The sequence below is a fragment of the Lentihominibacter hominis genome (genome assembly GCF_014385065.1).
In the GTDB taxonomy this organism is placed as follows: Bacteria; Bacillota; Clostridia; order Peptostreptococcales; family Anaerovoracaceae; genus Lentihominibacter; species Lentihominibacter hominis.
This window is the reverse complement of the sequence record NZ_JACRTA010000001.1, coordinates 766,751-781,493: the sequence shown is the minus strand read 5'-3', so window position 1 is coordinate 781,493 and position 14,743 is coordinate 766,751. Positions and strand designations below refer to the sequence as shown.

The 14,743-nt window shown below is 44.5% G+C and carries 18 protein-coding genes and 1 pseudogene; 7 read left to right on the top strand and 12 right to left on the bottom strand.

Going from position 1 to position 14,743, the window contains the following annotated elements; all coding sequences use genetic code 11:
* Nucleotides 1-6: 6 nt before the first annotated feature.
* From H8692_RS03690 to H8692_RS03635, 12 genes are all read right to left on the bottom strand, one after another.
* Nucleotides 7-2,442 carry a VirB4-like conjugal transfer ATPase, CD1110 family gene (locus H8692_RS03690; RefSeq protein ID WP_002610325.1) on the bottom strand — a complete coding sequence of 812 codons (2,436 nt, stop codon included), beginning with the start codon at nucleotides 2,440-2,442 and terminating at the stop codon, nucleotides 7-9.
* Nucleotides 2,390-2,794: a PrgI family protein gene (locus H8692_RS03685; protein ID WP_003529188.1), complete on the bottom strand. Its 405-nt coding sequence runs from the start codon at nucleotides 2,792-2,794 to the stop codon at nucleotides 2,390-2,392. The genes H8692_RS03690 and H8692_RS03685 overlap by 53 nt, the downstream gene beginning before the upstream one ends.
* Before the next feature lie 21 nt (nucleotides 2,795-2,815).
* A complete protein-coding gene (locus H8692_RS03680) occupies nucleotides 2,816-3,685 on the bottom strand; it encodes a VirB6/TrbL-like conjugal transfer protein, CD1112 family (RefSeq protein WP_002610323.1) in 870 nt (289 codons plus the stop codon).
* A gap of 16 nt (nucleotides 3,686-3,701) precedes the next feature.
* Entirely contained in the window at nucleotides 3,702-3,917 is a 216-nt protein-coding gene (locus H8692_RS03675) for a Maff2 family mobile element protein (RefSeq protein WP_002610321.1), read from the bottom strand.
* A gap of 198 nt (nucleotides 3,918-4,115) precedes the next feature.
* The gene (locus tag H8692_RS03670) at nucleotides 4,116-4,283 is read right to left on the bottom strand and encodes a hypothetical protein (protein WP_002610319.1); all 168 of its coding nucleotides are present in this window, start codon (nucleotides 4,281-4,283) and stop codon (nucleotides 4,116-4,118) included.
* The gene (locus H8692_RS03665) at nucleotides 4,276-6,063 is read right to left on the bottom strand and encodes a VirD4-like conjugal transfer protein, CD1115 family (RefSeq protein WP_003529196.1); all 1,788 of its coding nucleotides are present in this window, start codon (nucleotides 6,061-6,063) and stop codon (nucleotides 4,276-4,278) included. The genes H8692_RS03670 and H8692_RS03665 overlap by 8 nt, the downstream gene beginning before the upstream one ends.
* On the bottom strand, nucleotides 6,060-6,536 hold the full coding sequence (locus H8692_RS03660; RefSeq protein WP_187525013.1) for a PcfB family protein: 477 nt from the start codon (nucleotides 6,534-6,536) through the stop codon (nucleotides 6,060-6,062). The genes H8692_RS03665 and H8692_RS03660 overlap by 4 nt, the downstream gene beginning before the upstream one ends.
* Before the next feature lie 82 nt (nucleotides 6,537-6,618).
* Nucleotides 6,619-6,837, bottom strand: a complete 219-nt coding sequence (locus tag H8692_RS03655) for a DUF5348 domain-containing protein (RefSeq protein WP_002610290.1) — start codon at nucleotides 6,835-6,837, stop codon at nucleotides 6,619-6,621.
* Between the two features lie 19 nt (nucleotides 6,838-6,856).
* Complete coding sequence (locus H8692_RS03650; protein ID WP_003529199.1) at nucleotides 6,857-7,762, bottom strand: DUF6017 domain-containing protein; 906 nt, start codon at nucleotides 7,760-7,762, stop codon at nucleotides 6,857-6,859.
* A 471-nt stretch (nucleotides 7,763-8,233) separates the two neighbouring features.
* Nucleotides 8,234-8,569 (bottom strand): hypothetical protein, encoded by a 336-nt coding sequence (locus H8692_RS03645; protein WP_187525012.1) that lies wholly within the window; start codon nucleotides 8,567-8,569, stop codon nucleotides 8,234-8,236.
* A gap of 116 nt (nucleotides 8,570-8,685) precedes the next feature.
* Nucleotides 8,686-9,123, bottom strand: a complete 438-nt coding sequence (locus H8692_RS03640) for a hypothetical protein (RefSeq protein ID WP_177268087.1) — start codon at nucleotides 9,121-9,123, stop codon at nucleotides 8,686-8,688.
* Nucleotides 9,116-9,616: a DUF4860 domain-containing protein gene (locus H8692_RS03635; RefSeq protein ID WP_177268085.1), complete on the bottom strand. Its 501-nt coding sequence runs from the start codon at nucleotides 9,614-9,616 to the stop codon at nucleotides 9,116-9,118. Before H8692_RS03635 ends, H8692_RS03640 begins: the two co-directional genes overlap by 8 nt.
* 199 nt (nucleotides 9,617-9,815) lie before the next feature.
* Here H8692_RS03635 and H8692_RS03630 point away from each other — a divergent pair, with 199 nt between their 5' ends.
* The 7 genes and pseudogenes from H8692_RS03630 to H8692_RS03600 all read left to right on the top strand — a co-directional run.
* Nucleotides 9,816-10,388, top strand: coding sequence for a GNAT family N-acetyltransferase (locus tag H8692_RS03630; protein WP_177268083.1), 573 nt, complete (start codon nucleotides 9,816-9,818; stop codon nucleotides 10,386-10,388).
* Entirely contained in the window at nucleotides 10,381-10,905 is a 525-nt protein-coding gene (ybaK, locus tag H8692_RS03625) for a Cys-tRNA(Pro) deacylase (protein ID WP_177268081.1), read from the top strand. The genes H8692_RS03630 and ybaK overlap by 8 nt, the downstream gene beginning before the upstream one ends.
* 226 nt (nucleotides 10,906-11,131) lie before the next feature.
* The gene (locus H8692_RS03620; protein WP_243206884.1) at nucleotides 11,132-11,722 is read left to right on the top strand and encodes a 2-oxoacid:acceptor oxidoreductase family protein; all 591 of its coding nucleotides are present in this window, start codon (nucleotides 11,132-11,134) and stop codon (nucleotides 11,720-11,722) included.
* Nucleotides 11,723-11,731: 9 nt separating this feature from the next.
* Nucleotides 11,732-12,037 carry a 4Fe-4S dicluster domain-containing protein gene (locus tag H8692_RS03615; protein ID WP_177268073.1) on the top strand — a complete coding sequence of 102 codons (306 nt, stop codon included), beginning with the start codon at nucleotides 11,732-11,734 and terminating at the stop codon, nucleotides 12,035-12,037.
* Nucleotides 12,038-13,258, top strand: a complete 1,221-nt coding sequence (locus tag H8692_RS03610; protein ID WP_177268071.1) for a pyruvate ferredoxin oxidoreductase — start codon at nucleotides 12,038-12,040, stop codon at nucleotides 13,256-13,258.
* Nucleotides 13,259-13,270: 12 nt separating this feature from the next.
* Nucleotides 13,271-14,200 carry a thiamine pyrophosphate-dependent enzyme gene (locus tag H8692_RS03605; protein WP_187525011.1) on the top strand — a complete coding sequence of 310 codons (930 nt, stop codon included), beginning with the start codon at nucleotides 13,271-13,273 and terminating at the stop codon, nucleotides 14,198-14,200.
* A 174-nt stretch (nucleotides 14,201-14,374) separates the two neighbouring features.
* A pseudogene (locus H8692_RS03600) lies at nucleotides 14,375-14,603 on the top strand (transposase); the annotation flags it as partial.
* Nucleotides 14,604-14,743: the final 140 nt, after the last annotated feature.

Here is a 14,743-nt window from a genome sequence, read left to right as displayed (position 1 = left end):
TGCACCTCACTTTCCGCTTTCGGAAACTTCCTCCGGCTTCGTCGTCATTACCCTGTAAAGCTCGGTATCTTTCGGGAAGCGGTCTACAAAAGGCAGCACCACATTTCCATAGAAGATAAGCCCCTCGCCCGCTTCGGTGTGGGTAACATACTTCATCTGCTGCGGGGAAATATTAAGCTGCTTTGCAAGGATAGTACGGTCGCCCTGCGCTTGATTGAGCATGAGGACAAAATCGCTGTTCTCAAAGATATTTTCCACCTCGCGGCTTGCCAAAAGGTCTTTGACGTTCTGCGTAATGGCTGTTGGGATACCGCCCCATTTACGGAAACGCTTCCAAATCTCCACGCTGTAAGCGGCGGTCTGTTCCTCTTTTAAGAGCAAGTGAAATTCGTCCATATAGTAGCGGGTCGCCTTTTTCTCTGCCCGGTTTATCGTTACCCTGTTCCATGTCTGGTCTTGCACAATGAGCATACCTAACTTTTTAAGCTGCTTTCCAAGCTGCTTTATATCAAAGCAGACAAGGCGGTTAGAAAGTTCCACGTTGGTTCTGTGGTTGAATACGTTAAGGCTGCCGGAAACATACAGCTCCAATGCCGCCGCGATACGGGCAGCTTCCGGCTCCGGCTGTCTTAACAGCTCGTCGTAAAGGTCGCCCAAGATAGGCATTTTTGCCGGGTCGGGGTCTGCAAGGAACGGGCGGTACACATTTCTTACAGCCCTGTCAATGACGGTCTTATCGACAGGCTGCAAACCCTCCTTGCCTCCGATAACAAGCTCGCAAAGGGAAAGGATAAAATCACTTTTCAGCGCAAGGGGGTTGTCGTCCTCGCTGTAATTAAGGTTTATGTCCATAGGGTTTACATACTGGGGCTTGCCGTCAATGCCCCTGCCCGTAGGGGAAAGACGTATCACTTGCCCATTAAGACGCTGCACAAGGGAAAAATACTCGGCTTCCGGGTCGCAGATGATAATGTCGTCGTCGGTAATGAGGAAAGCATTTGTCATTTCCCTTTTTGCCGCAAAAGATTTTCCGCTTCCCGGCGTTCCCAATATAAGCCCGTTGGGATTTTTGAGCTGCTTTCTGTCGCAGAGTATCATGTTGTTAGAAAGGGCGTTCAAGCCATAGTACAGGGCTTGCCCCGTCTGAAAAAGCTCCTGCGTGATAAAGGGAATGAAAATAGCGGTGCTTGATGTGGTAAGCCCCCGTTGTATCGGGATAAGGTTTTCCCCAATCGGCACACTGGATAAAAGCCCTGCTTCCTGCTGATAGTCAAGGCGTGTCAGGCGGCAGTTGTATTTCTGTGCGATACCCGCCGCAGCGAAAATATCATTTTCCAGTTTCCGCTTCGTGTCTGCCATGTTTACCACAAGGAACGTAAGGAGAAACATTCGCTCGTTGCGGCTCTGTAAGTCCTGCAACAAGTTCTTTGCTTCGCTGCCAAAGGTGGCAAGGTCGGACGGGATTATATCCATGTCATAGCCGCTTCTAACCGCTTTTTTCTGTTCCTCAATCTTCATCTTGTCAAGGTCTGTGATTTTGCGCTTAATGGTCTTGATTGCTTCCGACTGGTCGATACTGCGGATATGTAAATTGACGATTACCCCTGTTTCCAAGTCCAGTATGTCGGCAAGCATACGGTCGTTAAGCTCCGGCGCAAGGATTTCAAGGAAGCTCGCCGCGCCGATTTTCTTCCCCATGCGGAAATATCTGCCCTCGCCAAAACGGAAAGAGGACGGGGCGATAAAATCCTTTGTAGACAGCCCCGACGGGGTAAGCCAGTCAAAGGAAAAGGAGAACGGCTCGCCCTCCGGGTGGAATACCCCATGCAGCACCTTTAAGCGTTCATAGCCGGATAAGGGGCGGGCGGTTACGCCAAGCACCTTGAAATTGTTAAACACGTCGGTTTCGATACGGGAAAGTCTTGATTTTGCAGCCGCCTTGTTATCGGCTTCAACGGTAAAGGTAATGTATTTGTGCTTCACAAGCCCGTTGTTGCCTTTACTAAGCTGATTTTTCAGCATATCCGAATACTCGGTGCGGATAGAGTTAAAAGCGTCCTCCTGTGCCGGGATAGTGATAGCTTTTTCTGCCTGTTCCCGCTGCGTCCCTTGATTGATGAAAGAAAGCTGCACGCTCACGCTCGCGTCAAAGTAGTTGAGGAAATCGCACCAGTTTTCAAAAATGGCGGTCTTATCGTCTGCCTGTGCAAGCTGATAATTGATGTCCTCGAACACGACGCACTTTGAATATCTCTTTTCCGTAACCTTGCAGATACCGTCCGGGTACATGGCAAGGTAAGGAATGGTCTGCTGTGCGGTGCGGGCTTTGCCGTCCCCCTTTGCCTTTCGGATAGCTTCGGCAATCTGTTTCTTTTCGGCGCGGGTCAGCTTACGCCTGTTTCCTGCGGCTTCCCGCGTCTTTTTTGTTTGTCCTTTTGACAATCGCTGATACCTCCTTTTCAAGTTTTCGCTGCTTTTCCAAGACAGCGTATAGGTTTTCGGTTCTGTAAGGTCGCTCCTTTGGGCGGGTAAACTTTGTCTGAACGACATTTCTTACCACCACTTCAAGGGGCTGCCCATGTTTTTCATACATGGCAAGCAGGAAACAGGGGAGCATGACGACAATCATCGCCATAGCCGCAAGGTTTGTCCCTGCGCTGCCTTTGAGCAAAAAAAACAGCGGCAGTCCGATTAAGAGAGCCGCCGCAAAACAAACGATTTGCCGCTTTGTCAGATTGAAAGCGACTTTTGTTTTGACTTTGGAAAGGTCTTTGGGTACAGGTACATACGCCAAGAAAATACCTCCTTTCTGCCCTTAGTGGGCGTTGAATATGGATTTTGCCAGTGTGCCGGATTTGAACAGGGAAAAACAGAGGATAACCGTATAGGCGGCAAGGGAAAATACCGCGCTGTGCAGATTGTCTGCGATTATCATATCGTTTACCAGTACGGCGTAAATACCGACACATATCATAATGAGGAAGCCTTGAAAACCAAGAGCGAACAGCCCTTTTAGGTAGTTGTTTCCAATCTGTCCCCATTCTCTGTTGGTCATGGTCGCAAATGGAATAGGCGATACCGAACAGTAAAGGTAAATCTCTATCATTCTGCCGTAGAGGATAACGGTTATCAGTACGGACATGATTTTCATGCAAAGGCTTACAAGGCTTGTTTCAAGCACAAGTAAGAGCAGTTCGGGGATTTCCATATCTTCAAGCCCCTCCTGCATGGCGGCAAGGGCTTCGGCAACGTCGATATTCGTATCGCCGCCGATAACCCCCGCTGCGCCGGAAACGATATGCTGCGCCATATCAAAGACCGCCATTGTGATGTTGAACGTGTTGGTTACGATAAACACCGCGACAAAGGCTTTGAATATCCACTTAAAGAACATGAATGTTTCTATGTCGTGCATATTGTTCTTTTCCGTTACCATGCTGATTAGCTCGTAGCATAGGACATAGGTAATGACAAGCCCCGCAATCGGAACGATTACATTTTCAGAAAGGGTCTGTATCATGCTGAAAATATTTGCGTTCCAACCCTGCGGGGTCTGTCCTACCTCGTTTGCGATAGTCCCGACTTTTTCGTTTACGTCCCCGAACATAGTTGACAGATTACCGTTTATCGCTCCGATAAGGATTTCCTTTATCCATTCGTTAATCGCGTCAAGTATGCTCTGCATAGGCAGCTACCCGCGCTTAACCGAACAAGCCGGAAAGCAGAGGTACAAGGATAGTGCCGATAAGGGCAACGCCGCCGCCCGCCATGAGCTGCTTAATGCCCTGTGATTTTGCGCCCGGATTATCATTTCCGTAGCCCTCCAAGAGATTGATAACGCCCCAAATGCCAAGTCCTGCTCCAAGAGCGATAACCAAAGTCTGTAATACGCCGATTGCGCTGTTGAAAAATTCCATAAAACTCCTTTCTGCCGCAAATGCGGCTTGCCCGTAAAAGGGCATAAAAAACGGCGGTCAGTTTTCAAACTGCCGCGGTCATAAGTCCCCGCGCTGCCTAAATGTCTGCTGCGCGGCGGTATTCAGTTGTCAGTGTGGGCGATAGGAATTTTTGTAGGGGCGCGTATCATGCAAGTTGTCTTTTTCTTTGTTACTGCGTCAATTCCTCCTTTCTTTTCGCTGCTGCTCATACAGGGCTTCACACCGTTTCACAAACTGCCGGATAGCAGCCTGCCGCTGCTGTTCCCGTCGTTCAGCAATCGAAACAAGCCCGTTTATGGCTTCTGTGATTTTCTTGTCCTTTTTCTTTCTGATACGTCTATTCATGGTCGGTGTCCTCCTGCAAATCGCTTTCGCTGATTTCGTAGTAGTCAAATACTTCGTCCGGCTTCACAAGGGCGGGTCTGCGCCTTAAATGCTTTTCCATATCAAAAGTATTTTTCTTGTCATAGTCGGAAAGATATTTATAGTTGGGGTGCTTTGTAATGTCGTACTTATCAGAGAAGAACGGGCGCACCCCTCGTAGCTGTAAAATACATTTCCCGCCGTCCATAACCGCTATTTCATCTTCCGTCATAAGCTGCTTGCCTAACTTCTGATAGTTCAGCCCATGCGATACCTCGCGCCCCCGGTTCTCGGAAGTGTTGAAGCTGTCAATGGTTTCTTTCCCCAAGATTTCCGACATTTCTTTGAGGGTGGTTTTCTCCTTGCCGCCCAAGAAAAGGGTGGTGTCGCAGTTGCCGACTATGGTATCGGCGTTGTCCTTATAGATTGCCTTTAACTGGCTTTGCGACTGTAAGATAATCGACGCGGAGATTTCCCGGCTTCGTATGGTGGCTATGAGCTTTTCAAACTTCGGTATCTGCCCGATATTTGCAAACTCGTCTAACAGACAGCGCACATGGACGGGCAGCCTGCCGCCGTATTCATCATCTGCCTTGTCGCAAAGCAGATTGAAAAGCTGCGTGTAAAGAATACTCACGACAAAGTTAAAAGTATCGTCGGTGTCGCTGATGATAACAAACAGGGCGGTCTTGCGGTCGCCTATGGTGTCAAGCTCCATTTCGTCGGTTTCCATAAGGTCGCGCAGCTCCTTAATGTCAAAAGGGGCAAGCCGCGCACCGCAGGAAATGAGAATAGAGCTTCGTGTCTTTCCCGCAGATAACAGGAATTTCTTGTACTGCCGGACGGCAAAGTGTTCCGGGTCTTTTTCCTCCAACCGTTCAAACATGAGGTCAACGGGGGACTGAAATTCCGGGTCGTCCTCGCGGGCTTCACTGGCATTTATCATTTCAAGCAGCGTCGTGAAGTTCTTTTCTTCCTCCGGGGCTTCGTACCAAATGTAGCCGATAAGGGCGCAGTAAAAGAGCCGTTCCGATTTTACCCAAAAATCCTCCCCGGCTTTTTCCCCGTCCCCTTTGGTGTTGGCAATCAAGGTATTTACCAGTTTCAAAATGTCTTTTTCGCTGCGGATATAGGCAAAGGGATTATAACGCATGGATTTCTTAAAATTTATCGTGTTCAGCACCTTTATCCGATACCCGCCGCGCTGTAAGAGCTTCCCACACTCGACTAAAACCGTACCTTTCGGGTCAGTTACAACGTAGCTTGAGTGCATTTGCATTAAGTTGGGCTTCACAAAAAATCTCGTCTTGCCGCTGCCGCTTCCCCCGATAACAAGGATATTTTTATTCCTTGCATACTTCGGCTGCTTCGGGCGGCTGTTCATGGTAAGCCGTTCCGTCTGTGTCAGAAGCACGTTATTTTGAAATACCGGGTCGGTATAGGGCTTTATATCTTCGGCGTTGCCCCAACGGGCTGAACCGTATTCGATACCTTTTCGGTATTTCTTCGCGTTCTTGCCTTTGAAGTACACCATAAGCCGGATAAGGACAGCCCCCACAATACCGATAAGCAAATCCATAGGGGCAAGGCTCGGAAGCGGGGTTGCAAAGGCAGCGGAAAAGCCGTCTGCAAGGGAAAGCACCTTGCCGGAAAGGTCAGCCCCCGGCGCAAGGCGTACCGCTTGTCCGATTTTGTCAAAGAGATAGACAAAGAGCAGATAGGGGGCATTTAGGATAAGCAGCTTTTTAAGTTCCGGCTTCATAGCGATACCTCCCTGTCCTTTTTCTTCACTTTGTCCTTCTGTGCGTCCAGAGCTGCCGCCTTGTCTTTCAGAGTGGAAAGCAGCTTGCGGATAGAGGGCTTTTTATCCCTGCCTAATTTCTTTGCGGTAAATTCCCGGAACGCTTCGGTCATAACGTCAATATCCTTGCCCTTAAAAGACACAAGATAGGTCGGCGGCTTGCCGTTCTCAATCTTCTTGACGTTGTAATCAAGCCCGCTTTTCCTTGCGATAGGGTCAAAGGCTTTGATATTTTGGTCGGTAATCTCAATGTTGGAAACCTTTTCTCCCTGCTTCATAAGCTGCCGCATAGTGATTTTCCCATGCGGGGCTTTGGTTAGCTGCCCTTTGCCTTTGGCAAGCAGGGCTTTCATAGCCTTTTGCAGCACTTCGGCGGTCAGCTTAGATGTTTTGATTGCTAAAGACACGACTTTTTCATTGACTTCATCTTGCATGAAATCCCTCCTTTCATAGTTTGGTTAGGGTGGTGTGCCGCTTCGGGGCATAAAAATAAGGCGTACATTTTTCATGCCGCCTTTAGATACGCACCCGCAGCCCGTTCAAATCCGAAGCCCTCACACCGACAAGATACCAGTTGTCCCCGTACTCCATGCGGGTCGGCTTCCATTTGCCGCGTACAAACACTTCAAGGCAATCCCCACAATGCAATCCTCCGTAGTAGTCGTTAAGGTCAAAGCGAATGTCGTAACGGTCTGCCGTTTCATCAAAAATCAAAGCTCCTGTTTTCTGTGTCATATTAAAATCCTCCTGTTTTTTAATAGCCGCCGTACATATCGTGGTTGACAAGGGCGGTGTAATAGCTGTCAATGGTGTTGGGCGCGTTGAAAAGTACCGCTTTCAGATATTGCTTGATGTTACGGATTTTCGTGGTGTTCTCTTTCATGCAGTCAAAGACAAATTCAATGTGGCTGCTGTTCAGCTTCATAAACTTTGCTTTGACAAGCTCTGCCGGATAATCGTCCCCGGCGATACGAATTGTCTTTCGTTTGGTGCAGACAGTTTCAAGGATAAGGGACACAATCTCGTCCAAGCGTTCCCTGTCAATGTTGGTATGCTTGATAAAATGCTCATACTCGATATTGTCCTTGATGATTTCCTCATACACGCTGTATGCGTCTGCCGCTTCCGTTCCTTTCCGTTCCGGCTCTGCCGTTTCTTCCCTCAAAGGAGAGGGGTTAGGGGAAAGGATAGGAATGGAATGGTTACTTGATAAATCCGTATTTGATTTTTCTTTTTTTGGTAAGTCAGTCTTTTGTATATCTTTATTTAATTGCATTGGATTTTCCAACGTAGGTTTTTCCTGCGTAGGATTTTCCAATGTTGGATTTCCCAATGTTGGATTTTCCAATGTAGGTAAATCCAAGTTAGGCGGCTGCTCATAGATGATGTAATCAGTTCCCCGCAAGCGTCCTTTCTCGTCGCGCTCCCTTGAACGCTGAATATATCCGGCTCTTTCAAGCTCCCGGACAGCTTCGCGGATAGCGTCGATTTTTTCCCGGTTGATATAGGACAGTCCCGCAAGGGTATAGTCCCAATCCTCCGGCAAGGACAGCATTTGCGATAACAGCCCTTTTGCCTTTAGGGAAAGTTCTTTGTTGCGTAAATGGTGGTTGCTCATAACCGTATATCCTGTGTTTCTCTCCACGCGGAAAACTGCCATAGCTTCATCAACTCCTTTGCTGCATATTTGTTACGCGGTAGAACAGCGATTTTAAGGGTTTAGGTATCAATCCCTTACCCTGTGAAAACCGTACCCGCAAAGCCTTGTGTAGCAAGACTCTTTTTGCCCCTACTGCGTAACATGAGGGTAAAAAAATAGCGGCGTTCCTTGTTTCCCGGTTGGGATAAGGTAACGCCGCCAGTGCGGTGCTATATGAAATTGTGTGATTGCCGACGTGCCGCGCCGCCAGTGCGTCGCGTTTGTATTGGGTTGTTTCATGCTCGCAAGATGTTCCGGCATATCAAGGCGCAATCCGTTAAAAGTAGTAAATTGGTAGTAAAATCAATCTGAAATCCTGCGAATGTGCTTGTATTTCAAGGGTTTTTCGGGATAATCAAAATTTTTTAGATTATAAAAAGAATATAAATCAAAAGGCAGGTTTTTCCTGCCTTTTGATTTAGTATCGCAAAATTATTTTATGTACCACTGGATTATATTGATGTTACCGGTTTCAATCTGAGCTATGACATGAAGAGTTTGCTTATTTTTTGAAATAGGAACGTCAAAAGAAAAATTGCCGCCATTTCGTGAAATAGTTATTTCCGTATTGTTGTAACTATACTTGAGCTCTCCGTTTTTGTCAGTCAGTGAATTGCCGTCATCAGCTGCAAGAACAGAAAGTATGTCGGTGGCAGTTGTTTCTGCTTCATAGTATTCTTTACAGGCAGTGACATTTCTGTAAGCTGTATCAAGTTTAATGGATGCGGTACTGAAGATAACAGCAGCGAAGCAAGTTGCCGTAAACATAATAAACATAATACATAAGGCAGCGGCTATAACGGCTGGAGAAAGCTTGACGGGTGTTTTTTGTTCTATGATATTATAAATTTTGCCAGATGTCCGCCTTCTGTAATGATGTCTCATCATACACCCCCTGTCTGAACAGCCTTAAAGGAAAACTCATAAAAGGAATTACCGGTTTCACTTTCAAAAAAAACTATGTCATATTGAAAACTGTTTTCAAAAGAAGTTTTTGTGATAACGGCTTTGTATGGGCTTTCAGATCTTGAATTTGCTCTTAGATCTTTATCGTAATAAAAAGTAAGTTTATTGTCAGTAACATCGAACATCGTATGTTCTTTCATAAGTTGACCGGTTTTCGATAAGTCACCGCCGGAAGCCTTCAAAGTTTCAGATATAGATGTTGATTCTATTACTGCCTGATTTAGAAGACGGGCTTTCTGCTGATATCTGTCTGCCTTAATAAATAAGCTGACACATGCCAGTATGGCGGCAGTGAATAATATTATTATAGTAACTGCACAGATAAAAAAAACAGTTTTTGATGAAGGTTTATTCATTGTCAGTGCCTCCGCTGTTGGCAAAAGATATGTTAAAGGTGATGTCATCTCCATTTTCAGTGGTAATGCTTATTTCTAAAAGTCCGGGTTTAGTTACTCTGAAATCTGCGGAGTTTAAAACCATAATGTCTTCGCCCGATTCAGCCGTGACAGTATTGCCAGAAGAGACAACGGCCTTTTTGAGTGAACCTTCGTATTCAAAATACCATGTTTCTTTTGATGTTTTACTGTCCTCAGATGAGATAACAAGAGCAGGAATTTTTCCGCCCAGAGATGCTGTTCTGACTTGAGAAAAGTTTTCACATTTTCTCAATTGCCCGGTAAAATACGCAAAAGTATCATAAGCGGCTTGCTGAGATTTGTCGGCAGTGGCGTTGGTGTACACCTGTGTGCCTAAAAGTGCTAAAACTATGGAGGCTCCGGTTGTTATTACTATAAAACATATTAGAATAATTATATTAATTCGTTTTTTCGTAAGTTTTGTGTTTTTCATGCTGTTAGTATATCAATTTTTACACGGCGGAGCAATGTTGTACCCGAAATATCCTGAGATTTTTGACGCTGTGATTGAGAATCCGGAAGTAAAAAGAGTATGGACAGATATGGAAATTTTCGGATGTGGAATTTGAATCTGTTGATTTTATCCCGGTACATAGGGTATCATATTAAAAGTAAAGTGAATGGGAGGAACAATGAAGAAGTACAGAATACCTACAATTGAGACGAAACGGCTGACTTTGAGGATGTGGAGCAAAAAAGATGCAGCAGATCTTTATGAGTATGCGAAAAATCCTAATGTCGGCCCTATTGCAGGATGGAAGCCCCATTCTGATCAGGCTGAATCCAGATTTATAATATCCGAAGTTTTTCTGCAGAAGATGGCATGGGCTATAGTTGATAAGGATACCGGAAAAGTTATTGGAAGTATAGGATTTGAGGATGACAAATTCAGACCGGATATTCACAGCAGAGAAATGGGATACTCTCTTTCCGAGGATTTTTGGGGGAAGGGTCTTATGACAGAAGCTGCAAAGAAGATAATTCAATATGCTTTTGAAGTATTGGGGCTGGACATCCTCTCTATAACTACATCAGAAGATAATCTAAGAAGCCGCCGTGTCATAGAAAAGTGTGGCTTTGAATATGAGGGGACTTTGCGTTATGCGTATAAGATATATGACGGCACTATAGAAGAGATAAGGTGTTATTCCATGATGAGGCAGGAATATATTGATATGAAGAAACGAGGATGGTGTGATGTCTAAGAAAAAGGAAAAACTCAATCATAAGACGAATGCTGTGAGAATAGTGGAAGCCGAAGGCATACCATATAAGATGTATACTTATGAAGCTCCTGATGGTTTTTTGGATGGAGTATCTGTAGCTAATTCGCTTGGACAGAATGTGGATATGGTGTTTAAAACACTAGTCACAGTAGGAAACAGCGGAGCAAATTATGTATGTGTCATACCGGTCAGTAATGAGCTTGATCTTAAAAAGGCGGCCAGACATTTCTCAGAGAAAAAGATGGAGATGATACCTGCGAAAGAAATAACCAATGTTACGGGATATATGAAAGGAGGATGTTCTCCTGTAGGTATGAAAAAACAGTTTCCCACAGCTATAGATATATCTGCGGAATCGGTGAGCAGCATTATAGTGAGCGGCGGTAAAGTAGGTTTGCAGATGGAGATGGGTCTTGCAGATTTGCAGCGTGTTACCGGAGCGGATATTGTGGATTTGACATCAGAAAAAGTGAAAGGGGAAGACAGTTTACGATGATAACAAAAACTATTGAAAAGAATACAATAAAATTGTGTATAAAAACAAAATTGAATTATTTTTTTTGTGAATACAAATAAAAAAGTTTGCTCTAAACTATTGACAGAAAGTCTTTATTAATGTAGTCTAATACAAGGTATTGAGAGGCTTTCTGCTTTTTTTGCCTTGAAAATCAAAATAACAGTATCTGCATATTGAAATAAGAATATATAGGAGCGAATTCAAAATGATGAAGAGATTAAATGAAGCGGTGGAGATAAGATGGCACGGAAGAGGCGGGCAGGGCGCTAAGACTGCATGTCTTCTTCTGGCCGATGTAGCTTTCAGTTCAGGTAAGCATGTACAGGGGTTTCCCGAGTATGGTCCTGAGAGAATGGGGGCGCCCATAACAGCATACAATCGTATAACAGATGAGCACTGTAAAGTCCATTCCAATATATATACTCCTGACTATGTTGTGGTTGTTGATGAAACTTTGCTTAAATCAGAAGATGTGACTAAAGGACTGAAGGAAACAGGCGCGCTCATAATCAACAGTAAAAAGACCCCTGAAGAGATAAGAAAGTTAGTGAATGGCTATAAGGGCAGAGTGTGCGTAGTAGATGCCGAAAAAATCTCTATGGAAACATTGGGAAAGAATTTTCCCAATACTCCTATGCTGGCTGCAGTAGTCAAGATTAGTAATGTTATAGATAATGAACGTTTCATAAATGATATGAGAGAATCTTTCCAGCATAAATTCGCTCACAAGGAGAATCTTATAGAAGGGAACATGAAAGCGCTTGTTAAAGCGATGGAAGAGGTAAAGGTAGGATAGGTAGTAATTATGAAAACGAGAGCTAAAGATATCAATGAAAAGATAACATGGCAGGAAGTTACAACAGGCGCTGAAATATATGAACCTGCAACATCTCTTCTTGTGGAGACAGGTGACTGGAGAGTAATGATCCCTGTGTTTAAAGAGGACAAGTGTAGACATTGTATGCTTTGTGTACCATTCTGTCCGGACAGTTCTATCCCGGTAAGGGACGGGAGGCGTCTTGATTTTGATTTTAAACATTGTAAAGGCTGTGGTATATGTGTCAAAGTATGTCCGTTTGACGCGATAGATTTTGTAAAGGAGGAAAAGTAAATGGCGAAGAGAGACAGAATGTCCGGCAATGAGGCCGTAGCAATGGCAATGAAACAGATAAATCCCGATGTCATGGGAGCTTTTCCTATTACACCGTCAACTGAGATTCCTCAATATTATTCTCAGTATATAGCTGATGGAGAGGTAGATACCGAATTTGTGGCAGTGGAATCAGAGCACAGTGCTATGTCAGTATGTATCGGAGCGTCTGCTGCAGGAGCCAGAGCTGTTACGGCAACATCATCGGCAGGACTTGCTTATATGTGGGAGCTGCTTTATGTCGCGGCATCGGCAAGACTTCCTATTACTATGGCGGTGGTAAACAGGGCTTTGACAGGGCCGATCAATATCAACAACGATCATTCGGACTCCATGGGAGCCAGAGATTCCGGATGGATACAGATATATGCGGAATCTAATCAGGAAGTATACGATAATTATATTCAGGCTATGCCTATTTCGGAAACTATAAGGCTGCCTATAATGATATGCCAGGACGGTTTTATTACAAGCCACGGTGTTTCTAATATAGAGCTTTTGGAAGATAATGAAGTAAAAGAATTTGTAGGTGAGTATCATCCCGAAAATTACCTGCTTAAGTCAGAGAATCCTCTGGCAGTAGGTCCTTACGGGATATCACCATATTATATGGAGGTTAAGAGATCTCAGGCTCAGGCCATGAAGGATGCTATGCCTATAATTATGGATGTAGCAAAGAGGTTTGAAAAACTGACTGGCAGAAAATACGGATTCTTTGAAGAATATATGATGGATGATGCAGAGGTTGCGCTGGTAGTTATAGGTTCCAGCGCAGGAACAGGAAAAGAAGCTGTAGACAGACTAAGGGCAGAAGGAAAGAAAGTGGGACTCATCAAGCTGAGAGTTTTCAGACCGTTTCCGAGAGTTCCTCTTGCAGAAGCTATGTGTAAAGTGAAGGCCGTAGCAATAATGGATAAGGCAGAAAGTTTTTCCAACAGCGGAGGACCGCTCTTTAATGAGGCGAGAAGCTCGCTTTATGATCTTGCCAACAGACCTCATGCCATTAATTACATTTACGGATTGGGAGGAAGAGATATCACAGTTGAAGATTATTACGAAATTTATAATGATCTGTTCATAATAAATGAAACAGATGATCCGGGAGATGTTTACAGGTATGTAGGCGTAAGAGACTCACGTTATGGTGAGAGAGGATTCGATCATAAAAGATATGAAGAATAGGAGATCACAGTCATGACATATAATTTGAAAAGAGAAGTAGAAAAACCTGAAAGACTGGCCGGAGGTCACAGATTATGCGCAGGATGCGGAGCGGGAATAGCTGTACGCGGTGTACTCAGGGCTCTTGATGAAGGTGATAAAGCAGTAATAACCAATGCCACTAGCTGTCTGGAGGTCTCCACATTCATATATCCTCATACAGCTTATTATGACAGCTACATACATACAGCCTTTGCCAATGGAGCAGCTACCACGTCAGGTGTCGAAGCGGCATATAAGACTATGAAGAAACTGGGAAGGGTAAAGGATAATTTTAAATTTATAGCTTTCGGAGGGGACGGCGGTACATATGATATCGGAATGCAGTCTCTTTCAGGGGCTATGGAACGAGGTCACGATATGGTGTATGTATGTTACGATAATGAAGCCTATATGAATACAGGTATACAGAGATCATCGTCAACTCCGAGATTTGCTGATGCAACAACATCGCCGGCGGGAATAAAAATCCCGGGTAAGATACAAAACAAAAAAGACCTTACATCAATAATAGCTGCACATAATATTCCTTATGCGGCTCAGACGACCTTTATGGGCAATTTTAAGGATCTTCATGAAAAGGCGCATAAGGCTATATATACAGAGGGCCCTTGCTTTCTCAATATACTGTCACCATGCCCCAGAGGCTGGAGATATGAGACAGAGGACCTTGCGGAAATCTGCAGACTTGCTGTAGATACATGTGTATGGCCTATGTATGAAATAGTAGATGGTCAGTGGCACTTAACATATGAGCCAAAAAAGAAATTGCCTGTAGAAGAATTTCTAAAAAAACAAGGAAGATTTAAGCATATGTTTAAAAAAGGCAGCGAATGGATGATCGATGAAGCCCAGCAGTATGTCGATGAACAATGGGAAAAGCTGCTTAGCAAGTGTAAATAATATAGATAAGTTAAGACGGTACATTGAGGGAAGTATCCTCAAAGCACCGTCTTTTTATTATGTGGTCTTATGTTCGTTGAGCACGAAAAACGTGCGAAACAAAAACCACCTGTTATGCGGGTGGGCATCGATGGCTATACCAGAAAATTCTCCGAGCTGATAGAATGGGGTTGTTCAAGCTTCATGGGATACTTGAAGGGAAAAAGTGCACTTATGATCTTTGATAAGCATGTGAACCTAAAATATAAATTTGGGAACAGGCATTTTTGGGCAGAAGGATATTATGTAAGTACAATAGGATTGAATGAGACAACAATAAAAGAAATACATTTAAGAGCAAGAAAAACATGATATAGCATTAGATAAGTTGAGCGTGAAAGAGTATGAAGACCCCTTTAAGTAAGACATAGATCCCCTTCAGGGGAATGCAAAGGAGGCAAATACAATGAGGCTTGAACAAAGTAAAAGCCCACGCCTTCAGACGCGGATAGGTAATGAGGGCTTATAGCCATGAGCAAACCACCTGTTTGACGGATGGTCATG